Raw genomic sequence first — 22,807 nt, 5'->3', positions numbered from 1 at the left:
AACGGGCGGCATTTGCACCCCTCACCTGCGGTGACACGCGCGTTCGACGTAGTGCGGTGCCGCTGGGCCTGATCCGGTAACCAGATGGCAACAGCCGCGATACGCGCTGGTGAGCAACGCGGGATCACACTGTGAAACGTTCGCTTATCCCGACAGCCGCCCCCGGTGGCCTGCACAGAAAAGAGAGACAGATGGACGTAGCCATCGCGGCGGCAGACACCGCCTGGGTGCTCGCGGCCATGGTCGCCGTGGCGCTGATGGTGCCCGGACTCGCCCTGTTCTACGGCGGCATGGTCAGCATCCGCAGCACGCTCAACATGATGATGATGACGATCGGCGCGGTCGCGATCATGGCCGTGCTGTGGGTCGTCGTCGGGTACTCCCTCACCTTCGGCGATTCGATCGGCGGGGCAGGACTCCTCGGCGACCCCGTGGAGTTCCTGGGGCTCCGGGGGGTCATGGCCGAGCCGGAGACGCCGGGGCTTCCGCCCGCTCTGTTCGCCGGGTTCCTGCTGCTGTTCGCCGGCATCACGGTCGCCCTGGTGGCCGGCGGCGTCGCCGACCGCATGAAGTTCTCCACCTGGCTGGTCTTCGCCACCGTGTGGCCGCTACTCGTGTTCTTCCCCGTCGCCCACTGGGTGTTCGCGTTCGACTCCGAGGACGGCTCGGTCGTGGGCGGGTGGATCGCCAACGGCCTCGGGGCGATCGACCTCGCCGGCGGCACCGCCATCCACATCAATGCCGGCATCGCCACGCTCGCCCTGGTGCTCGTCCTCGGCCGTCGCGCCGGGTTCCCCACGGTGAACCGGCCGCACAGCGTCCCGCTGACGTTCCTCGGCGCGGGGATGCTCTTCGCCGGCTGGATCGGGTTCAACGCCGGCTCGGCGGTCGCCGCGGGCAACACCGCCGGTGTCGCCGCCCTGAACACCGTCGTCGCCGCCCTGTGCGGGGCCCTGGCGTGGATGATCACCGAGCAGGTCCGGGCCAAGCACCCCACCACCCTGGGTGTGGCGTCCGGGCTGGTCGCAGGCATGGTCGGCATCACCCCGGCCGCCTCGTCGGTGAGCCCCCTCGGTGCCATCGCGGTCGGCCTGATCTGCGGTGTGGTGTGCCACTACGCGGTGGGCCTGAAGTTCCGTCTGGGATACGACGACTCACTCGACGTGGCGGGCCTGCACCTCGTCGCCGGCGTCATCGGCACGCTGCTCATCGGCGTCATCGCCGATCCGGCCTCCCCGGTCGGTGAGGCCGGGTTGCTGTACGGCGGCGGGTTCGGGCAGCTCGGCGCGCAGACCCTCGCCACGGTGGCCGTGATCGCCTACTCGTTCCTGGTGACCCTGCTGATCGCGGTGGTGCTCCACAAGACGATGGGGCTCCGCGTCACCGAGGACGACGAGCTCGAGGGCCTCGACAAGGCCTACCACCGCGAGATGGCGTACTTCCAGGACGGCCTCGGAACCGCCGAGGCCGCGGAGACGACCCCGGAGGAGGTGGTGAACACGACGAAGAGCTGACACCTCACGCGACTCCCGTGGCCCCGGGGTCTGCTGCCCGTTCGATCAGAACAGGTGGCGGACCCCGGGGTTCGTCGTGCCCGGCCGCGGGTCAGACGTTCCGGATCGCGATCGACCGGGTGTTGAGGTAGCACTCCATGGCCTCGGGTCCACCCTCCGAGCCGTAACCGGAATCCTTCACCCCGCCGAACGGCAACTCGGCCGAGGGCATGGACGGCATGTTGACCCACAGCATCCCCACCTCGACCCTCCGGGTGAGGAGATCGGCGTTCGCGAGTGATCCGGTGAAGGCGTAACCGGCCAGTCCGTAGGGAAGGCGGTTGGCCTCGGCGATCGCCTCGTCGAGCTGATCGAACCCGCGGACGCCCGCGACGGGGCCGAACGGCTCGTCGTTGAACAACCGCGCCTCGGTCGGCACTCCGGAGAACACGGTGGGCGCCCAGTAGTTGCCCGCCTCGCCGATGCGGTGGCCGCCGGTGAGGACCTCGGCGCCGCGCCCGACCGCGTCGTCATGGAACTCGCTCATCGCCGCGAGTCGACGGTCGTTGGCCAGCGGGCCCATCGTGGTGTCGTCCTCGAGTCCGCTGCCGACCCGGATCTGGTCGGCGTGGTCGGCGAGCGCGCGGGCGAACTCGTCGCGGACACCGTTCTGCACGAGGAAGCGCGTCGGGGAGATGCACACCTGCCCGGCGTTGCGGAACGTCATCGGGCCCATGCTCTCGACGACCAGTTGCAGGTCCGCGTCATCACACACGATGACCGGGGCGTGACCGCCGAGTTCCATCGAGCTGCGCTTCATGTGCTGCCCCGCCATCGCGGCGAGCTGTTTGCCGACGGCCGTCGACCCGGTGAACGTGATCTTCCGGATCACCGGGTGCGGGATGAGATGGCCGGAGATCTCGGCGGGGTCCCCGTAGACCAGACCGAGCACACCCGCCGGCATCCCCGCGTCGGCGAAGGCGCGGATGAGCTCCGCGGGGCTGGCCGGGGTCTCCTCGGTCGCCTTGACGATGAGGGAACAGCCGGACGCCAATCCGGCCGCGATCTTGCGGACCACCTGGTTGACGGGGAAGTTCCAGGGCGTGAACGCCGCCACCGGCCCGACCGGATCCTTGACCACCATCTGTCGGATGGTGATGTCGGTGCGGTGGGGAACGAGCCGTCCGTACGCGCGGAGCCCCTCGTCTGCGAACCAGTCGATGATGTCGGCCGCCGCGAGGATCTCGCCCTTCGCCTCACGAAGCGGTTTGCCCTGCTCGAGCGTCATGATCCGGGCAATGGCCCCCGCCCGATCGCGCAGCAGCTGAGCAGCGGCGCGCATGATCCTGCTGCGCCCGGCCGGGGTCGTGTCCCGCCACACCTCGAAGCCCCGTTCGGTGGCGGCGAGCGCTCGGTCGAGGTCGGCGGTGGTGGCGTGGGCGACCGTGCCTATCACGCTGCCGTCGGCCGGGTTGAGCACGTCGATGGTGCGGCCGTCGGCGGAGTCGGTCCACTGGTCGTCGATGAACAGGCGGGTATCCGGGTAGGTCATGTCCCCACTTCTACCCGCCCCGGCCGGGGCGTCGCGCCGCCCGGGGCGGGAAGACGCGGGCAGGGGCGGTCCCCCGAAGGGAACCGCCCCTGCCCGGCCGGCCGGATCGTACGCCGGCCCCGCGTGTGTGGGCGTCAGACGCCCGCGCCCTGCTGGTCCTTCACCGCGGCCAGGATGTCGCCGACACGGTCCTTGGCGTCGCCGAACAGCATCTGGGTGTTCTCGCGGAAGAACAGCGGGTTCTGGACACCGGCGTAGCCGGCGGCCATCGACCGCTTGAACACGATGACGTTCTCGGCCTCCCAGACGTGGAGCACCGGCATTCCCGCGATCGGGCTGCCCGGGTCCTCGGCGGCGTCCGGGTTCACGGTGTCGTTGGCGCCGATGACCAGCACGACGTCGGTATCCGCGAAGTCGTCGTTGATCTCGTCGAGCTCGAGCACGATGTCGTACGGCACCTTGGCCTCGGCCAGCAGCACGTTCATGTGACCGGGCAGGCGGCCGGCGACCGGGTGGACGGCGAAGCGCACGTCGACGCCGCGCTCGCGCAGGGTGCGGGTGAGGTCGGCGACCGGGTACTGCGCCTGCGCCACGGCCATGCCGTAGCCGGGCGCGATGATGACCGAGGACGCACCCGCGAGCAGCTCGGCTGCGCCGGCGACGTCGATCTCCGTGTGCTCACCGTGGTCCTTGTCCTCACCGGAGGAGGCCTCGATACCGAAGCCACCCATGATGACGGAGAAGAACGAGCGGTTCATGGCCTTGCACATGATGTACGACAGGTACGCACCCGAGGAGCCCACCAGCGCGCCGGTGACGATGAGCAGGTCGTTGCCCAGGAGGAAACCGGTCGCCGCGGCGGCCCAGCCCGAGTAGGAGTTGAGCATCGACACCACGACGGGCATGTCGCCGCCGCCGATGGAGGCCACCAGGTGCCAGCCCAGCGCCAGGGCCAGGATGGTGACGACGATGAGCATCCACAGCGCCGGGGAGATGACGAACCACACGGTCAGGACCACGAACGCGACGAGGATGCCGGCGTTGATGAGGTTCTTGCCCGGCAGCACCAGCGGCGCGGACTTCATCTTGGCCGACAGTTTCAGGTACGCGACGATCGATCCGGTGAAGGTGACCGCGCCGATGAACACGCCGATGAACACCTCGGCGTGGTGGATGCCGAGCAGTGAACCGGTGAGCTCGCCGTGCAGCTCGGGCTCGATGTAGCCGTTCCAGCCCACCAGCACCGCGGCCAGGCCGACGAATGAGTGCAGCAGGGCGATCAGCTCGGGCATCTCGGTCATCTGCACGCTACGGGCGCGGATCAGGCCGACCGCGGCACCGACGAGCACGGCCACGACCATCAGGACGATGCCGACCGTGGCGGGCTGGTGATCGAGCACCAGCACCACCGTGGCCACCAATGCGATCGCCATGCCGGAGATGCCGAAGGTCAGACCGCGACGGGCGGTCTCGTGCTTCGACAGACCGGCCAGCGAGAGGATGAACAGTAGCGCTGCAACCAGGTACGCCGCGTTCGCGGCAGTCACGAGTGACATGGTCTCAGGCTCCCTTCGAGAACATGGCGAGCATGCGACGGGTCACGGCGAAACCGCCGAAGACGTTGATGGAGGCGACCAGGATCGCGATGGCGGCCAGGGCCAGGCCCAGGGTGTTGTCGATGCCGATCTGCAGCAGCGCTCCCACGACGATTACGCCCGAGATCGCGTTGGTCACCGACATCAGCGGCGTGTGCAGCGCGTGGTGCACGTTGCCGATCACGTAGTAGCCGATCACGATGGCCAACACGAACACGGTGATGTGCTGCGGCATCTCGCCCGGGGCGATCGCCACCAGCACCAGCAGCAACGCCATACCCAGCGCGATCAGGCCCAGCTTGGCCCCCGCCGACATCGGCTTCTTCTCGGGCTTGGGTTCGGCCACCGCGACAGGGGCCGCCGCCGCGGGGGCGGCGCTGACCTGCACCGGCGGGGGCGGCCACATGATCTCGCCGTCCCGGGTGACGGTGACGCCCCGCTGGACCACGTCGTCCATGTCCAGCGCCCAGGCGCCGTCCTTGTCCGGGGTGACCAGCTTGGTCAGGTTGACCAGGTTCGTGCCGTACAGCTGTGAGGCCTGCGCGGGCAGACGCCCGGCCAGGTCGGTGTAGCCGATGATCGTCACGCCGTTGGGGGTCACCACGACCTCGTCGGCCACACTGCCCTCGACGTTGCCGCCCTGTGCGGCGGCCATGTCCACGATGACCGAGCCGCGCTTCATGGTGGCCACATCGGCGGCGGTGATGAGCCGCGGCGCCGCACGGCCCGGGATCAGCGCCGTGGTGATGATGATGTCCACGTCCGCGGCCTGCGACGAGTACAGGTCGGCGGCTGCGCGGTCATAGGCCTGGCTGGTGGCCTTGGCGTAGCCGTCGGTGGAGACGACCTTCTCCTCCTCCGGCACCTCGACCGGCAGGTACTCGCCGCCGATCGACTTGACCTGGTCGGCCACCTCGGGCCGCGGGTCGGTGGCGCGCACGATGGCGCCGAGGCTGGAGGCGGCCCCGATCGCGGCCAGACCGGCCACGCCCGCGCCGGCGACCAGGACCTTGGCCGGCGGGACCTTGCCCGCCGCGGTGACCTGGCCGGTGAAGAACCGACCGAAGTGGTGGGCGGCCTCGATCACGGCGCGGTAGCCGGCGATGTTGGCCATCGAGGACAGCACGTCCATCGACTGCGCCCGCGAGATGCGGGGGACCGCATCCATCGCCAGTGCGGTCACGCCGCGCTCGGCGAGCACACCGAGCAGGTGCTCGTTCTGCGCCGGTGCCAACAACCCGACCAGGGTCGCGCCAGAACGAACCCGCGCCACCTCGGCCTCGGTGGGCACGGCGACCTTCATCACCACATCAGCGGTCCACGCGGCGTCACCGTCGACGAGCTCGGCGCCGGCGTCCGCATAGGCGGCATCGGCGAACTCCGCGCGGGTACCGGCACCGTGTTCCACCACGACCCGGTATCCCAGGCCGATCAGCTTCGCGACCGTCTCGGGCGTCGCCGCCACGCGGTTCTCCGCCGGGTTGGACTCGGCGACCACACCGATCACGGACGGCGCATCGCCGGCATCGCGGACATCGGGGTCCGGCTTCATATCAGGGATCTCTTCGAGGCTCGAAGCCATAGGTCATCCTTTTACTGCGTTGTGAGCGAGCCGACGCGTGTGCCCCGGCTCTGACGTTTCGAGTTTTGGCGTGTTCTACGTTTTCTCCACAGGCCCGGCACGTGCTTTTCCGGGGTGCGCTCCAGTCACCGATCCGAGATCAGAGCTCACGAAGCGGCTCGGGGTGGGATGGTGACCCCTGCTTCGTCCGCCGTCATGGCGTCGTCTTCCGGGGCGGGCAGGGTGGTGCCACGTCTCCCGGACGAACTTCCGGGTTACCCTACGGGACACTGTGCGCCGGACTGAAGCCAGTTTGGGCATTTTCGCGAGCCGTGTGACACATGCCATATTTTTCCGGCGCGGCCTCCGAAATGCAGAACACCCCGGGTCGTCTCCTGCTGACGACCCGGGGTGTACCCGCTCTGTGGGCGAAGGGGGACTTGAACCCCCACGTCCCGAAGGACACTGGCACCTGAAGCCAGCGCGTCTGCCATTCCGCCACTCGCCCGAGTAACGCCCGGATACGTTAACACGTGGCGTTCGGCTCGTACTAATCGGCCTGCCCGGCCACGTCGGCCGTCCGGACCACGCCCGGACGGTCGGCGGCCGTCCGCGAGCCGCCCCCGGCCCGCCCCGGCCTGTGGTGCGGCACGAATCCCAGGACCGTGACCGCGGCGAGCGCGGCGACGCCGAGCGGCGCGGACCACGTGTCGGTCGCGACCATCGTGGTCGCCACGAGAATCGACGCGCTCATGCTGATCACCACGGTGAGCGCGAGCCTGTCGCCCCCGTCGCCCGACCCCATCCGACGCGCCCACCCCCACCCGGGCGCCAACAGACAGAACCCGACCAGGTACGGGAGCCGAGCGGTCTCCACGACGATCGGGACGATCACCAGTACGAGCAGGATCACTCCCGCGATGAGGATCCGTGCGGTCCTGTTGCCGTTCATCGGGCCTCCACCCTCCTACCGAACTCGGACAGTGTGAAGACCGTGGCATCGCCCGAGTGGTGAACCACACGGAACAGGTAGGACGCCGCCAGATCGCGCTCGAGGTCCGTGAGCGCGCCGGCCGGGAGCGACCCGTACATCTCGGCACCGATCTTCTGTGACCGCGTGATCACGACGTACCCGTCGGTGTATCTCGGGTTGGACAGCCACTGGTGAAGGGTGTCCTCGGGCCGCTCCAGGAGGCGATCCACCGATGGCTCGAAGGCGATGGGGACGTAGGTGAACTTCTCGTAGCCGTGGGACTGCCGCGGGTAGTTCACATCGCCCTCGACCAGCAGGGAGCCGGCGGGCGCGTTGGTGGCGATCCACTGGGCCGCGGCGATCTCCTGGTCGGTGAAGTAGTTGTACCGTTCCTTGCCGTAGTAGCCGAGCAGGAACCCGGGCACGATCAACACCAGTGCGAGCACCGCCGTGGTGAACCGACGCTGATCGAAGGCGCCCGAACCGACACGCGGCGCGCAGGCCTCCGCGGCGAGGAACGCGATGAACGGGGCGGAGAACAGGAAGACCCTGAGCAGGGACTCACCGCCGAAGGACATCTGCACGAGGACGGCGACGGGCACGAGCATGAGGACCACCGGGGCCCAGTGCAGTGTTCCCTCGCGACGAGTTCGCCACACCCCCAGCAGGGCGAACGCGGCCCCGGCGGCGACGGTGAACCTGTCGCCCCAGACCACCCACCGCTGCGCACCGACCGCACCGTCGGACTTGCTGAACGTGGCGTCGGCGTTGGAGAGGGGCTGTCCGAACCCGGAGATCAGATCCCGGAAGTTGTAGATGGTGTAGTCACCGGCGAAAGTCAGGGCCCAGGCAGAGACGATGGCCACAGCGATGACCGGCAGGTACCACCCGCGGGTCTGCCGCGTCGCCACCAGAACGGCGACCGCCATGAGGAGGATGACCAGAGTGATCTGGTGGGTCACCGCCATCGCCGCCACCAGGACGGAGAACACGAGAGTCCGCATCGCGCTGCCGCGTGGATTGCGGATGAGCAGACCGATCATCCCGAGGTACAGGATGTAGACGGCGGCCTGCGGAGAGTAGTAGTCCTGACCGACCCAGGTCATCGTGAAGTAGAGCACCAGCGCCAGCCAGACGACGGCGGGACGGCCGGTGAAGCCACGGAACAGGTACCGGAGGACCACCAGCAGGATCAGGTTGAAGCCGAGCGGAGCCCACAGCGCGACCGCGTCGGCAGCCCCCTCTCCGCCGAGGTCGGCGACCAGCGCACTCGCGGCGAACAGCCCGGGCCAGTTGTGGTAGATCGGGTTGGAGTCGATACCCGGGTCGACCGCGCCGGTACGCAGGATGTACTCGACGACGCCCACGTGCTTGTACGTCCACGAATACCTGGCGGTGTCGTAGAGCACTGCAGGAGTCCCGTGGACCAGTGCGAGATAGGTGACGAGATGCGTACCGATCACCCAACCGGGACGGTGCTGGTAGATGCACACCAACGTGCTGCCGAGCAGCAGGATGATCGCGGCCACGATCGCGGTGTTGAAGTCCGACAGCAGCCCGAGCTCCCCCATCTCACGGGGGTCCGACCCCGAGAACCCGACGCACCACAACAGGATCGAGGCGACGACGGCCAGTAGTGCCACCGACTGGGGCCGCACGGACCCGAGGGGGGTTCCGGGCCGCGACCGCTTCCGCCGGTGCTTCGCCGGTTGCCGGTGTCGCAGGTGCATATCCTCACGCGTGTCGAGCACTTGTTCCTCCCGTCACGCAGGGCACATCCGACCTGAAACGTCGGAGCACCGGATGGACGTTCCGGGCGGTCCAGAACCGGCCGGGCCCGTTCCTCGTCGAGCGCGTCACGGTGTTGGCCACGTGCCACAGCCATGCGAACACCACGACGGATTCCGGGTCGAGTTGTGGGTTGGGAAGGCAGATACCGGCGGAGTCGAAGTGCCGCACGAGTGACCCCGGGTCGTCGAGTGCCGCGCACACGGCTGAGCCGAGGTCGACCGGCCTCGTGGACAGGTACCAGTGCACCGGATCGGCGTCCGGGAGTCCGGGGTCCATCATGTTCTCCCAGTCGACGATCCCCGTGATCACCGGCCGTCGATGCTCGTCGGACACCAGCACGTTGCCCGGCCAGAAGTCGCCGTGGGTGCAGCTCACGATGACGGACCGGCCGAGGAGACGCTCGCGCAGGAACCCGGCCAGGTGGTCGACCTCCTCAGCGTGTCGTTCACCGGGGTTCAGACCGAGTACCGCGGAGATCGGGAGGTCGACCCACTGCTCCACCAGCGACGGCGTGACGACCATCGGTCGCGCCGTGGCCATGTGGAGGCGGGTGATCGCCGCCGCGGCGGCCTGCTCGGCGTCGGCGTCGGAGGTCCGACCTGGCAGGAGGGTCTCGCGCACGACGGTGCGCTCCCCCACCACCCCGAGGTCGAGCACCCGTGGGAGCAGGTCCGCGAATCCGGGATCGCACCGGTCCCGCAGTGCGGAGACGGTACCCACGTGCCGGGCGAGGTTCCGGTCCGCGGCCTCCGACGTGGCGATCTTGACGACGAACTCCCCGGTTCGCCCCGAGACGGCCGCGACGAGGGTGTCCGAGTCGCTCTTGAGAGTGCGCGTCTCCGGAGAGCCCGACACGCCGCAGGCGGCGAGTGCCGGATGCACCCGCCGACGTTCGTCCCGGCGGGCCCCGAGGTGACGCACCGCCAGTGACAATCGTGCGACCGCCGCCCACGCGGAGTCCAGGGTCGGCGGGCCGGTGGCGAGTCCGGTACGACCGGACAGGACGAGTCCGAGGGCGGCCAGCGACTGCGCCACGAGGATCGTCGCTCCCACCCCGGTCACGCCCCACCATTGCAGCGTGACCCAGCTGCCGCCCCAGATCGCCACCGCGAGGAATACGTACGTGGTGACGACAGTCGACATGTCCCGGCGCACCCGGGCGGTGTTCACGCTGATCCCGACGATCGTCTGGGGTAGAGCGGACAGGATGATCAACTGCATCGCGGTGCCGGCGTTCTCGGCGTAGTCCTCCCCGAGGAGCCGCAGCGCGAACGGTCCGACGAGAACCCCCACCACGGCCAACGGGAGGACCAGCCGGATGCTGTGCCTGAGAGCCGTGCGCGCGTGCGTCGCCGCCTGCATCGGGTCGTACACGGATTCCGCGATCAGCGCACTGCCGATGTTGCTGGTGATCAGGTAGAGGGAGTAGCCGATCATATTGGCCATGTAGTAGTACGCGCTGGCCTCCGGCCCGCGTAGGTGCAGCACGATCAGCGTGAGCACCTGCGGCGTCGCGACCCAGACCATCCAGGCGATCTGATCGGCCGCGGCGAATCTGGCCAGTTGCGGAACCGATACCGCGGTGTCGCGACCCTGACCGACCACGGCCGGCCGGGTCAGCCGGACCACCAGCACGGCCACCGCGGCCACGGCGAGGACCGCCGGGAGCACTGTCGCCCCCAGTACCGCCCACGTCGACAGGACCGTCACCACCGGGAGGGCGGCGATCTTGCCGATGGAGTAGGCCAGGTTCTTCACCGGCACCCAGACACTCTTCCGGAGCCCGATCAACACGTGGTCCTGGAGTACGAACAGCACCCACACCACCGTGGACATGGCGAACGCACCGATCGTCAGCGCACTGTCGCGCAGGAATCCCAGATGTCCGGCCCACCACGGTTGCCCGACCAGGAACACCCCTGACAGGGCCACGGCGGCCAGCGCGCAGGCCAGACAGCTACCCGTGATCAGACGTCGAGTCGACCCACCGGCCACCGGGAGGAAGCGGACCAGGCCGTTGCGTAGTCCCAACGTGGCCAGGTTCGCGAGCAGGGTGAGGACGGAGACGAGCGCGGTCCCGATGCCGACCGTCTCGGCCGGCAACCACCGGGCGGCCAGGGCCCAGAAGGCCAGACCGGCGACCGAGGTCACCGCGGTGCTCATTATCAGCGCGTTGGCACTGAGGTGCAGGGCGTCGGAAGCGGGAAACCGACTCCGGACAGTCGTGACCAGACCGGTCATGGCGCACCTCCCGACCAGATACGCGCGTAGTCGATCTCGAATGTCGCCGGAGTCGCCGACTGGTCCGGTTGCCCTCCGAAGTCACCGCCGACGGCGAGATTGATCACCAGGTACATCGGTTCGTCCGGCACCTGTTCGCCGGTGACCTCCCAGGCCTTCTCCCCGTCGAAGAAGAACTCCAGGCGATTCGGGGACCAGTGGAGTCGAACGGTGTGGGTGTCGGCGATGTCCACTCCCGGCGGGAGCTGGACGAGAGTGTGGGACGCCGGGAGATTCAGCTCCGGGTCCGGGTGGAAGTAGATGGTCGCCTGCCCGGGCCGCTGTCCGACCGCCTCGAAGATGTCGATCTCCGGCTTCGACTCCTGATTGGCGGGGAGCATCCAGATCGCAGGCCACAGGCCGGCCCCGATCGGCGCGCGGAACCGGACCTCCACGGTCCCGTAGGTGAACGCGACCTTCGGTTCGGCGCCGTACCTCGGGGGACCCGTACTGACCATGCCGGACACGTACGGGAAGGTCCGCCCCTCGGCGCCGACGACCCGGCGTTGCTCGGCGGTGAGCCGGAGGGTTCCGTCAGCGACCCGGACCTGGCCGGGCAGATACCACTCCAGCTCGTTGTTGGTGGCGATGGTGCACCCACCGTTGTCCCACCAGTGGCAGGTGTTCCAGACGCCGGTGTCGAGCCCGGTTCCGTCGAACTCCTCGTCGAGGATGAGCGGGGCGTCGTTCATGGCGACGCCCTGTGGACGTACACCCTCGTCCGGTGGAGGGATCGGCCGGGCCGTCTGCGGGACGACACGGTTCTCCCCCAGGTGCACGTCGACCGAACACGCCGACGCGGCCGCGAGTGCGACCAGTACGGGCACCGCCGTCGCGGACGTCACCCACCTCCGTGTCCGCAGGCGAGAAGTCGGATACGAATGCGCCCGGTTACTCATCAGCGAAGCCGATCAGGCGCTTGACCCCGGTGCGGACGACGGTGTCCATCCGGGTCCACGGAAGTCGTTCTATGCGGAGTTCGGCGTAGTCATAGGCTCGGGCACCGAATTTCTCCTTGGCCTGCGCGAGGGCCTTGGACCGTCCGGATTCCCCCATGTGGAACGTCGAACACCCCGATTCACAGGCCAACTCGATGGCGGTCCAGTAGACGAGTTCGCTGGCGTGGGACTTCCCGATCCTGTCGCCGTCCATCGCCGCCCGCGTCCCGTGTCCGGTGGGGCCGTACAGGACGATCGCCCCCGCCACCGGGGCACCGTCCAGGTGGGCCAGGATCACGCGGAAGTCCTCCCCGAGCCGGTCTCCCATCGTGCGCAGCTTGCTCAACGGGTCACGGCGACGCGCCCGTGCCCTGGCGAGAGCGCGGGGTTCACGTTGCTTCTCGGCCCAGCGGTCTATCGACGAGAGGAACAACTCGTAGTACTCGTCGAGCAGGGTCCCCCCGGAACCCACCTCGAGTCGGACGCCGGCGCGGCGCGCCAGACGGACGTTTCGCCTGCCCGACTGGTTCATACCCGCCCACACGGCCTCCACCCCTGCGGACAGGTCCAGCACGTGGGCACGCCGCGGGATGGTCGAGACCTCCTCGGCCCGAGCCGCGGCCACCCACACCGGCCCGTCGAGTGGGTTGGGTCTGATCCCGATGCGCTGACACCCCAATCCGCGCAGGTCCCGGAGTATCGACCGCGCGGCATCCGTCGAGAGGCCGGTGTCGAGGGGGCCGCCTATCCCCCAGGCAGCCGGGTACGAGCCCGCCCATCCACCGATGCCGGTCGGCCCCCGGCGCGCCACCAACGGCAGCAGCGCCTCGCCGCCGTCCTCGAACGAATAGTGACGGCTCACGTCCGCGTAGCGACCCGTGGCGCACAGTGCGTCGGTCCACCCCGGAGCGTGTTCGGGCAGCGCACTGTCCGAGCTCGCGACGAGTTCGCGCCAGCGCTCCCGGGGGGCCGGGGAGGTGACCTCGACGATGCTCACCGGGTCCTCCCCGACCACTCCCGGAGCCGTCGCACCTGACGGCCCGCCCTGGTGCGCAGCAACTGATGTCGAGGCGCGCGCCGCGCCCCCCGGCCCTGTAGGAGCCGGCCGATATCGGACTCGGTCACCGCGTCGGTCACGGTCAGCCGCGCTATCGCGAACACGTCGTCCCGGTCGTGGCTGAGCATGTTCCGTACCGCGGCGGCCGAGGTGTACCCGGCACCCGACACGAGGTCCTTGACCGCCCGGGTGTGATGGCCGTGCGGGTACGCGAACGAGGTGACCGGTCGCCCGAGCAGCTGTTCGAGGACATCCTTGCTCTCGACGATCTCCTGACGGGCGCGGACGAGTGGAACCAGATCGAGCTGTGGATGGGTCATGCTGTGAGCTCCGATCTCGACGCCGTCGTCGGCCAGGGCTGTCAGTTCGTCCGCGCTGAGCATCCGCATGCGCCCGGCGTCGGCGGGCAGCCATCGGCTCCGGTCTCCGATGTATCCGGCGACCGTGTACAACGTGGCGGGCATGCCCCGGGCGTGCAGTAGGGGCCACGCGTGGTGTGCGAAGTCCGCCAGACCGTCGTCGAACGTGATGGCCATCGCGCCTTCCGGCAACGGGGTGCCGGTACTGATGTGCGCTGCCAACCGGCCGAGGGACATGACGAGGCGGTCGTCGTCGAGCAGATGGTCCAGGTGCGATTCGAACTGATCGGGATGAACGGTGAACTTCTCGAACCCGGGGACGGGCGAGTCGGTGACGGAGTGGTAGAGCAACACGGGCAGGTTCTGGGTCATGCGCTCACCCGTCGCTCGGAGGGACCACGCGAGCCGTAGCGGCTGAGCAGGTACCGGGCCGGCCCCGAGGCGAGCCCGCTGCGCTGTGCCCGCGACAGGTCGCGCGGGTAGGCGGGCAGTCCCCGCGACCGGGGCGGGTGCAGGATGGTCGCGAGCCTGGCCGTCGCGGCCCGGTGGTTGCGCAGCATCGTCACCACCGCGCGGGGCTCGTCGAGGACGCACCGCGTCAGATGAGCGCCCAGCCCCGCGCCGTACCCGTACACCTGACGTCGGAGTGCCGCGTAGTCGCGGTGATGCGGATGCAGCACGATGGCCGAGGGCACGTAGGTCAGACGGCCCCCGTGGCGGATGACGTCGTAGAAGACCGCGAGGTCGTCGCCGCCCTTCGTGACGGTGCCCGTGCCGAGCGCCCCGTCGAACCCACCTATCGTGCGCAGGAAGTCCGTACGGAACGCCATGTTCGCCCCCGAGCCGAAGGTGCCCGCGGCGTAGGGGAACATCGGGTTGTCGCCCCGGTGCTCCGCGTTGTCGAACACGCGACTCCGGAAGCCCTTGCTGTAGACCCCCTGGGCCTCCACCCACTGCTGGGCGAGGGTGTCCAGTTCGCGGGGCGCGATCATCCCCGTCACACACACGGTGTCGGGATCGGCGTCGAATGCGCTCGTGATGTTCTCGAGCCAGCGGTCGTGGACCCACACGTCGTCGTCCGTGAACGCGACGAGTCCGGTCGCGACGTGCGGGAGAGCAGCGTTGTGCGCGAGCGCCAGGCCGGGCCGGTCCTCGCGTACGTACGCGACCTCGCTCCCCGGCATCCGGTACCGGGTGACCAACTGTTCGGTCTCGTCGTCGGGTCGTGCGTTGTCGACCACGACCACCCGGCTGGGCACCGTCGTCCCGCCCGCGATCGACTCCAGGCATTCCGCCAGCAGTGCGGGTCGTCCGCGGGTGGCGATCACCACCGTCGTGTCGTCTCGGGTACGCCCACGCCCGGCCGACCGGGTGCGGCGTCCCGCACCTCCTGCCCCGGTCCTCTCGAGGCGTCCGAGCAGGTCTGCGGTGGTCTCCTCGGTTCCGTCCAGGGGGATCTCGTGTTCGCTGACCGGGATCCCGTCGTCGAGGAGAAGGCACCACGCCCGCTGGTACGGGCCATGGTCCGACCCGGTGCGCAGCGGCCGGGGCGGTTCACAGACGTCGATGACCAGGGGGAGCACCGGATCCACCGTCGGGAGCACGGCAGACGCACCGGGCGTCCGCGTCCGGCGGCCGGGGGCCGTGAGGAAGCCCGCCATCGTCGCCCCGAGCCCGTAGCCGATCGCTGCCGCACGCAACACCCCCGCCGGATCGCCGCGGAGGGCTCGCGCGAGATTGCGCACCACCCCGGCGGGCAGGGTCCTCGTCGTGTAGGTGTATTCCGAGGCGAGCCCATTGCCCGCGCCGGTACGACGTGTGACGAGACGCTTGGAGACACCTTCGGCGAAGCACCGTGAGCGGAAGTATCCGAGGGTGCCCCGGGATGCCGGGACGTGGTGGCGCACCCGCGCAGCCGGCTCGTGGAGGAAGACACCGCCGGGGAAGATCCCGGCGGCACGGATACACAGTTCGGTCTCCTCGCAACCGGCCGCACCGGAGCGGGTCCGGCCCAGCGCGGTGTCGAATCCCCCCGCCGCCCGGACGACGTCCCGGCGGAGCGCCATCGCGCAACCCATCAGGTTCCGCACCGGTTCCGGCCGGAGCGGCAGGCCCCGATAGCTGCAGCCCACCACCCAGTCGAACTCGTCCGGCCACCATCCGGGCCGGCCGACCGCCCACTGCGGTTCCGCGAACCCGCTGACCCCGAGCACCTCGGGCCTGGCGAAATGCGCGGTCATCGCCTCGAGCCAGCCGGGGTCGGCCTCGGCGTCGTCATCGAGGAAGGCCACGATATCGCCGCGGGCCCTAGCTGTTCCCGTGTTGCGCGCCCCGGACAGACCCTGCGGCCCGGAGTTCTCCACCGCGACCAGGTCCGGGAACCGTCGCGTCACTCGTCCCAGCAGGTCGGGGTTGTGGTCGATCACCATGATGACCTCGGCGGGTGGGCGGGACTGCTCGAGCACGGACCCGACCGCTGCGACCAGCTGCGGGTACCTGTCCGACGAGTTCGCGCACACGACCACCGTGGTGCGCGCCGCGGTCATTGCTCGTGCGCCGGGCAGGTGTTCCCCTCGCCGACCACGGCGGCGACGGCCACCCCTGCGACCGACGATCCGGACGCTGCCGGGAACGTCGTGGCCGTCACCACGCTGTGCGTCCGGTGATCACGGAGGGCGATCACCGGATGGGGCATCGGTGCCCCGCTGTGCAGGTCGGGGCGGTGCAGCCCGAGGCTCGCGCGGTAGCGGCGCACGCGACGGCGTTCGCGGACGATGGTGCTCAACACCCGGTACCCGTCCTTGATGGCGCTCAGATTGCTCTCGCCGTTGATGCGGTGTTCCTCGTACGACGCGACCTCCACCACCCGGAGCCCGGCGGCCAGTGAACGGACGTTGAGGAAGGTCTCGATCTCGAACCCGCCGACCTCCTCGTCGAAGAACGGCAGGACGTCGCGCCAGAACGCCATGTATCCGTAGCACAGATCCGAGAACCGACCGCCGAACGTCCAGCGGACGGTACGTGTCAGGACCGCGTTCCCCAGCATGCGGACCCCCGTGAGGTCTCCGCTGCCCCCGCCCTGGAGGAATCTGGAACCCTTGACGACGTCCGCGCCGGCGAGGAGCGCCGAGACGAACGTGTCGATCTCGGCTGGTGCCATCGATCCGTCCGCATCCATCATCACGATGATGTCGCCGCTACAGGCACTGAAGCCCGCCTGCAGCGCGTACCCCTTGCCGGCACGCGGCTCCTTGACGATCAGTGCGTCCGGACGCAGCGAGAGTGCGGTCTCGATGGTGCCGTCGGTCGACCTCCCGTCGACGATGACCAGCTCATCGACGATGTCCCCGATCGTCGGTAGGAGACAGCCGAGGTTCTCCGCCTCGTTCAGAGTCGGTATGACCAGGCTGACTCTCGGTGCTCGTGTGGCGTTGTGCAGCGGAATACTCCGTGCGTTGCCGTTGATGTTGGTGCTCATAGCGCGCCCCCTCGTTCGAGTTGATCCCCCCAGGTCTTGATGAACATATCTTAAAGTCGCTTGAAGTTGTTACAGATTTCTTATCTCAGATCGGCATCGTTCGGCCGGTCGTTTTGAAGGGTTTGCCCATTAGGACGAGACGCCGCGGCGCCGAGGGGATCCTCGGCGCAGCGTGGGACGGGGCAGCGTGGGACGGCGCAGCGGGCGGGACGGGGCAGCGGGCGGGACGCCCCGGGGCTACCCGATCGGCCAGGAGGCCATGCTCTCGAACCCGGAGGAGACGAAGTGGAGGAATCGCTCGTAGTCGCGATCCGACACGGTCGGCGCGTCCGGACCACCGGCCGTCGAGGCCGCCGGCGGGGCGACGAAGGGCAACGCCGCCCCGAAGGTCAGCGCGAGGGCCTGCATGACAGTCTTCTCGTCCGCTCCGGGACAGGCCCGGCACAGCGCCGCGACGAGGGCCTCCCGCCACTGGCCGGCATGGTCCTCGATGAGGTCGGCGAGGATCCCGTCGTTCAAGGTTCCGGCGACCAGTCGCGAGTAGCTGCGCCAACCCTGATCATCGGAACCCACCATCTCGAACCACGGTCGATAGACGGTGTCGAGGAGCTGACGAACGGTCGGGATCTCGGTGGACTCCGCCAACAGCCTGGTCAGGGCACCCAGCTGGAGCTCCCGGAGGGCCGTGTACCTCCGCCGCATCACTGCGGCGATCAGCTCCGTCTTCCCCCCGAAGTGGTAGGTGACGCTCGCAGGGTCGATCCCGGCGGCCTCGGCGATCGAGCGCATGGTGACATTGCTGACATCGTCGTCGGCGAGCAGGGCCTCGGCGCTGTCCAGAATCGCCTTCTTGGTACTCCCGGACGTTTTCGGGGACCGGTGCGGAACGGACTGCTTCCGGAGGGAATCGGTGGCCCTGCCCATGCTGTTGTGTTGGCCCTTCTCACACCGTTGGATCTGCGCGTGCCCGGGAGGCACGTAGGCCATGCCCGGTTCCGGGGTACTCCGACATCGCTCGAACCCGTGACCGGGTCGCACGACGAACACTCAATCTGTCACCATAGGCCACCCCGGGCGGGCACCGGTGACCGAGTCCGCCCCGGGCCGCCGGTGTCGGATCGCCAACACGTGCTTCCCGCCGCCACCGCCTCTATGATCGACCGGATGCCGCCCCGTGGGCGGAATGAGAAGAGCCGAGTCGGCCGATGGCCGCGGCCCACCGTGAGGAAGGAGGCGAGGTATGGGGATCGTCGGGAAGTTCGAGCGCACCCTCCAGGGCGCCGTCGGCGACGCGTTCGCCCGCCTCTTCGGCGGTCGGGTCGTGGCGGCCGAGGTGGAGGCGCAGCTGCGCAAGCAGGCGGAGGCCTCCCTCAAGGTGGTCGACGGACACCTGTTGGTGTCCAACAGTTACACCATCACCCTCGCGCGGTCGGACTACGAATCGTTCACCGAGGACGAGGCGCTGGCGGTCAAGACCTTCTCCCGCCACCTGTCGGATCACATCACCGAGCAGGGCTGGGAGACCTACGGTCCGGTCACCGTGACCTTCGTGGAGCGTGACGACCTCCACACCGGACAGATGCGTATCGACGGGGTCGTGGACCCCGACGCCGTCCCGTTCCACATCTCGGCCGCCGCGCCGGCACCGGCCCCGGACCACCCGGCACCGTCGTCGCCGGGTGAGGACGGGCCGCGTGCGGGCGGGACGAATGCGAGCAAGGAGAACAGCGACATGCAGGCACCCGTTTCCAACTACCCCGTCACGACCGGTTCCGGTTCCCGGGGCGCCGGGTGGGGCGGTCCGTCCGACGCTCCGACCCAGATCACCCAGGGCCGGTCCTCCCTGACGGTGACGCTGCACCTCGAGGACGGCTCGGGGCGCACGTTCCGGCTCCAGCGGGGCTCCAACCTGCTGGGACGTGGGCAGGACGCGGCGTTCCGGCTTCCCGACACCGGGGTGTCGCGACAGCACGCGGACATCCACTTCGACGGCCGCGAGGCGGTTCTCACCGACCTCGGCTCGACCAACGGCACCACCGTGAACGACGGGCCGATCCAGGACTGGCAACTCGCCGACGGGGACGTCATCAGGGTCGGACACTCGGAGATCACCGTCCGATTCGACTAGCCTCGACACGGACGGCCCCCCGGAACCCCCGGGGGCGGTCGCGCGTTGTCTGAGGAGAACTGACCGGCGAGGGGAGGGCGACACCAGTGCAGGGACTCGTTCTGCAGCTCTCGCGTGGTCTGTTGCTGGCCCTGTTGTGGCTGTTCATCTACCTCACCCTGCGGGCGCTCAAGACCGATGTCTTCGGCAACGTGGGGATGCGCTCGTCCGGTCGCGGGGAGCGACGGGGCGGTGTCTTCGGACGGGGGTCGAGGACGATCCGCCATCTCGTGGTCACCCAGGGCGCGCTCGCCGGTACCCGGATCACCCTGTCCGAACAGCCGGTACTGCTGGGCCGCGCCGACTCGTGCACCCTGGTGATCGACGACGACTACGCGTCCAACCAGCACGCGCGGCTGTCCCCGCACGGCCCGGACTGGTTCCTCGAGGACCTCGGCTCGACGAACGGCACCTATCTGGACAGATCGCGGGTGACGACCCCCGTCAAGGTGGACGCCGGCACGCCGATCCGGATCGGCAAGACCGTGATCGAGCTCCGCACGTGACCCCGGCGCTCGTCTACACCGCGCGCTCCCACCTGGGCATGGTGCGGGAGAACAACGAGGACTCGGCCTACGCCGGTCCCCGCCTGCTCGCCCTCGCCGACGGGATGGGCGGGCACGCGGCGGGCGAGATCGCCAGCCAGTTCGTCGTCGCGGCGCTCGCCAGACTCGACGAGGACGAGCCGGGCCAGGACCTCACCGGGGCCCTCACCCGCGCGCTGACCGTCGGCAACGACGCGATCTCCGCGCACGTCGAGGCGCACCCGGAGACCGACGGCATGGGCTGCACGGCCACCGCGCTGCTGTTCGACGGCCGTCGCATGGGCCTGATCCACGTGGGCGACTCCCGGGCCTACCTGCTGCGCGACGGGACGCTGACCCAGATCACCAAGGACGACACCTTCGTCCAGTCCCTCGTCGACCGCGGGGAGCTGTCCGCCGACGAGGCGCACACCCATCCGCGCCGTTCGCTCATCCTCAAGGCGCTGACCGGGGAACCGGTGGAGCCGACCGCCGTCATCCGCGAGGCGCGGGTCGGCGACCGCTACCTGCTGTGCTCCGACGGCCTGTCCGACCCGGTGAGCACCGAGACCATCGCCGAGACGCTCGGCACCGGCACCGTCGACGAGGCCGCGGACCGGTTGGTGCAGCTGGCGTTGCGGTCGGGCGGGCCGGACAACATCACCGTGGTCCTCGCCGACGTCCTGGACTCGCCGCGCGACGCGCCGGCCATCCCCGTGGTCGTGGGTGCGGCGTCGGGCGACGAACCGGGCCAGATCGATCCCGCCGCCGACCCGTACTCCGGCACCGCGGCCGGTAAGGCCGCCGCGTTCTCCCGCGCGCAGGTCGCCGCCCGCGGGGGCGCCGCCGGTGCGTCGGGCGCCGACGCCGGGGGCGCCGGACGTGGGAACGGATCCGACGACGACGAGGGCGACCCCGCCCCGCCCCGTGGCAGCCGATGGCGGTTCGCCCTGAGCGTGGTCGGGGTACTCGTCGTCGTGGCCGGGATCATCGGCGTGTCCGCGCTGCTCGTCCGCAGCAACTACTTCGTCACCGAATCGGACAGCCAGGTCGTGGTGAAGAGGGGCATCTCCGGGGAGGTCTTCGGCATCTCGCTGGCCTCGGTCAGCCAGGTGGGGTGCCTCACCCGCGAGGGCGACCTCACCATGCACTCCCCCGACGCCATCCCCACCGGGTGCGACGTGTTCACCCTGGGGGACCTCCGCGAGCCCGCCCGGGAGACCGTCCGGGCGGGGATGCCGTCGGGCAGTCTCGCCGAGGCCGGCGCCCAGGTCTCCCGCCTCACGCGGGACAACCTCCTGCCGCCCTGCGAGCCGCGTGAGGAGCAGGAGCGCCGGGGCGGGCAGTCCTCGTCGTCGCCCTCCCCCACGGGTTCCCCGTCCCCCAACGGGTCGCCGTCCCCCGCCGCCCCGGGGTCACCGGACGGCCCCACGTCCCCGGCGGAGACCCCCGCCCCGTCCGGTGGGGCCGCCCCCACCGACGATGCGTCGACTCCCCCCACCCCCTCGTCCCCCGCGCAGGTGCCCGGGGAGACCTGCCGGGCGGTGAGCTGACCCATGCCCGCACCCGCGTCAGCATCACCGTCGTCGGCCTCACCCGCATCCGACCCCCGGGCACAGGCGGTGCCCGACAGTCCGCGCCGGGGCAAGGAACTCGTCCTGCTCATCGCCGCCGCGGTGATCGTCGGCTTCTCGCTGCTGCTGGTCCAACTCGCCCAGGAGCAGGAACTGTCGCTGGCGCCGCTGTGGATCACCCTGGCGTTCCTCGGCCTCACCGGCGGCGCGCACCTGCTCATCCGTTGGCTCGCCCCCTACGCCGACCCGGTGTTGCTGCCGGGCGTCGCGCTGCTCAACGGGCTGGGACTGGTCCTCATCTACCGCCTCGACCTGACGTACGCGGCCAACGCCGCCGCGAGCGGCAACGACCCACCCGGGATGGACGTCACCCGGCAGCTGTTGTGGACGTTCCTCGGGCTGAGCGTGATGGCGGTCGTGCTGTACTTCCTGCGCGACCACCGCGTCCTGGCCCGGTACGGCTACACGATGGGGTTCGCCGGCCTCGTCCTGCTCGCGATCCCGGCGGTGCTGCCCTCCCGGTTCTCCGAGATCAACGGCGCCAAGAACTGGATCATCCTGCCCGGGTTCACCATCCAGCCCGGCGAGTTCGCCAAGATCCTGCTCATCATCTTCTTCGCCTCGATCCTGGTGGAGAAGCGCGAATTGTTCACGACCGCCGGTAAGCGCGTGCTGGGCGTGGACCTGCCGCGTGCCCGCGACCTCGGGCCCATCATCGTGGCCTGGTTCCTCTCGCTGGGCGTACTGGTGTTCAACACGGACCTGGGCATGTGCCTCCTGCTGTTCGCCACCGTCCTGACCATGCTGTACGTGGCCACCGAGCGGGTCAGCTGGCTGCTCATCGGAGTGGTCCTGGTCGCGATCGGCGGGGTGTTGGCGTACGCGCTGTTCGGGCACGTGCGCGTGCGGTTCCAGATCTGGCAGGACCCCTTCGCCTTCTTCGACACCGGCGGCTACCAGAGCTCGCAGGCCCTGTTCGGCCTCGCCTCCGGCGGCATGGGCGGCACCGGGCTCGGCAACGGCCGGCCCGACCAGGTGCCGTTCGCCAACACCGACTTCATCACCTCCACCATCGGCGAGGAGCTGGGCCTCATCGGCCTGGCCGCGGTGCTGATGGTCTACGCGATCCTCATCCTGCGCGGCATCCGGGTGGGGCTGACCATCCGCGACAGCTTCGGCAAGCTCGTCGCGGTGGGACTGGCGTTCACCGTGGCGATCCAGGTGTTCGTGGTGGTCGGAGGCGTGTCCACCCTCATCCCCCTCACCGGGTTGACGCTGCCGTTCATGGCCTACGGCGGGTCCAGCCTGTTGTCCAACTACGCGCTGCTGGCCATCCTGCTGCGGCTGTCCCACGATGCGCGCCGCCCGGTCCCCACCCCCCGTCAGGCGCCCGCCCTGGCCGACGCCGCCACCGGCATGATGCGGACCCCGCGCCTGTCGCCGGGCCGGAAGAGCGGGTGATCCC

17 protein-coding genes and 1 tRNA gene are annotated in these 22,807 nt (G+C 69.6%); 5 read left to right on the top strand and 13 right to left on the bottom strand.

Translation table 11 applies throughout. The annotated features are described in order from the left end of the window. Window positions 1-191: 191 nt before the first annotated feature. On the top strand, window positions 192-1,514 hold the full coding sequence (locus L8M95_RS11100; RefSeq protein WP_260486197.1) for an ammonium transporter: 1,323 nt from the start codon (window positions 192-194) through the stop codon (window positions 1,512-1,514). Window positions 1,515-1,605: 91 nt separating this feature from the next. Here the strand turns inward: L8M95_RS11100 and L8M95_RS11095 are convergent, their stop codons facing one another. The 13 genes from L8M95_RS11095 to L8M95_RS11035 all read right to left on the bottom strand — a co-directional run bounded on the left by L8M95_RS11095 (window position 1,606) and on the right by L8M95_RS11035 (window position 18,064). After that, the gene (locus L8M95_RS11095; protein WP_260486196.1) at window positions 1,606-3,045 is read right to left on the bottom strand and encodes an NAD-dependent succinate-semialdehyde dehydrogenase; all 1,440 of its coding nucleotides are present in this window, start codon (window positions 3,043-3,045) and stop codon (window positions 1,606-1,608) included. Between the two features lie 134 nt (window positions 3,046-3,179). After that, window positions 3,180-4,601, bottom strand: a complete 1,422-nt coding sequence (gene pntB / locus L8M95_RS11090) for a Re/Si-specific NAD(P)(+) transhydrogenase subunit beta (protein ID WP_260486195.1) — start codon at window positions 4,599-4,601, stop codon at window positions 3,180-3,182. A gap of 4 nt (window positions 4,602-4,605) precedes the next feature. Then, complete coding sequence (locus L8M95_RS11085; RefSeq protein WP_260489234.1) at window positions 4,606-6,192, bottom strand: Re/Si-specific NAD(P)(+) transhydrogenase subunit alpha; 1,587 nt, start codon at window positions 6,190-6,192, stop codon at window positions 4,606-4,608. Between the two features lie 434 nt (window positions 6,193-6,626). Continuing rightward, window positions 6,627-6,709, bottom strand: a tRNA-Leu gene (locus L8M95_RS11080). 42 nt (window positions 6,710-6,751) lie between these two features. Beyond that, window positions 6,752-7,153 (bottom strand): hypothetical protein, encoded by a 402-nt coding sequence (locus L8M95_RS11075; RefSeq protein ID WP_260486194.1) that lies wholly within the window; start codon window positions 7,151-7,153, stop codon window positions 6,752-6,754. Further along, the gene (locus tag L8M95_RS11070; protein ID WP_260486193.1) at window positions 7,150-8,832 is read right to left on the bottom strand and encodes a hypothetical protein; all 1,683 of its coding nucleotides are present in this window, start codon (window positions 8,830-8,832) and stop codon (window positions 7,150-7,152) included. Before L8M95_RS11070 ends, L8M95_RS11075 begins: the two co-directional genes overlap by 4 nt. 76 nt (window positions 8,833-8,908) lie before the next feature. Continuing rightward, complete coding sequence (locus L8M95_RS11065) at window positions 8,909-11,128, bottom strand: phosphotransferase (RefSeq protein ID WP_260486192.1); 2,220 nt, start codon at window positions 11,126-11,128, stop codon at window positions 8,909-8,911. A gap of 74 nt (window positions 11,129-11,202) precedes the next feature. Beyond that, window positions 11,203-12,090 (bottom strand): glycoside hydrolase family 16 protein, encoded by an 888-nt coding sequence (locus tag L8M95_RS11060; protein ID WP_260486191.1) that lies wholly within the window; start codon window positions 12,088-12,090, stop codon window positions 11,203-11,205. Window positions 12,091-12,136: 46 nt separating this feature from the next. Next, window positions 12,137-13,180, bottom strand: a complete 1,044-nt coding sequence (locus tag L8M95_RS11055) for a GNAT family N-acetyltransferase (protein ID WP_260486190.1) — start codon at window positions 13,178-13,180, stop codon at window positions 12,137-12,139. After that, complete coding sequence (locus L8M95_RS11050; RefSeq protein ID WP_260486189.1) at window positions 13,177-13,971, bottom strand: polysaccharide deacetylase family protein; 795 nt, start codon at window positions 13,969-13,971, stop codon at window positions 13,177-13,179. Before L8M95_RS11050 ends, L8M95_RS11055 begins: the two co-directional genes overlap by 4 nt. After that, window positions 13,968-16,145, bottom strand: coding sequence for a glycosyltransferase family 2 protein (locus tag L8M95_RS11045; protein WP_260486188.1), 2,178 nt, complete (start codon window positions 16,143-16,145; stop codon window positions 13,968-13,970). The genes L8M95_RS11050 and L8M95_RS11045 overlap by 4 nt, the downstream gene beginning before the upstream one ends. After that, a complete protein-coding gene (locus tag L8M95_RS11040) occupies window positions 16,142-17,077 on the bottom strand; it encodes a glycosyltransferase family 2 protein (RefSeq protein WP_260486187.1) in 936 nt (311 codons plus the stop codon). The genes L8M95_RS11045 and L8M95_RS11040 overlap by 4 nt, the downstream gene beginning before the upstream one ends. Window positions 17,078-17,314: 237 nt before the next feature. Next, on the bottom strand, window positions 17,315-18,064 hold the full coding sequence (locus tag L8M95_RS11035) for a TetR/AcrR family transcriptional regulator (protein ID WP_260486186.1): 750 nt from the start codon (window positions 18,062-18,064) through the stop codon (window positions 17,315-17,317). A 253-nt stretch (window positions 18,065-18,317) separates the two neighbouring features. On the opposite strand from L8M95_RS11035, the gene L8M95_RS11030 reads away from it, so the two are divergent. From L8M95_RS11030 to L8M95_RS11015, 4 genes are all read left to right on the top strand, one after another. After that, window positions 18,318-19,205, top strand: a complete 888-nt coding sequence (locus L8M95_RS11030) for a DUF3662 and FHA domain-containing protein (RefSeq protein ID WP_260486185.1) — start codon at window positions 18,318-18,320, stop codon at window positions 19,203-19,205. 86 nt (window positions 19,206-19,291) lie between these two features. Beyond that, the gene (locus L8M95_RS11025; protein WP_260486184.1) at window positions 19,292-19,750 is read left to right on the top strand and encodes an FHA domain-containing protein; all 459 of its coding nucleotides are present in this window, start codon (window positions 19,292-19,294) and stop codon (window positions 19,748-19,750) included. Then, window positions 19,747-21,321: a PP2C family serine/threonine-protein phosphatase gene (locus L8M95_RS11020; RefSeq protein WP_260486183.1), complete on the top strand. Its 1,575-nt coding sequence runs from the start codon at window positions 19,747-19,749 to the stop codon at window positions 21,319-21,321. Before L8M95_RS11025 ends, L8M95_RS11020 begins: the two co-directional genes overlap by 4 nt. A gap of 3 nt (window positions 21,322-21,324) precedes the next feature. Then, on the top strand, window positions 21,325-22,803 hold the full coding sequence (locus tag L8M95_RS11015; protein ID WP_260486182.1) for an FtsW/RodA/SpoVE family cell cycle protein: 1,479 nt from the start codon (window positions 21,325-21,327) through the stop codon (window positions 22,801-22,803). Window positions 22,804-22,807 lie beyond the last annotated feature (4 nt).

This window comes from Dietzia sp. B32, from assembly GCF_024732245.1.
Lineage (GTDB): Bacteria > Actinomycetota > Actinomycetes > Mycobacteriales > Mycobacteriaceae > Dietzia.
The sequence above is the reverse complement of the archived record's forward strand: the minus strand, read 5'-3'. Positions and strand labels throughout refer to the sequence as shown.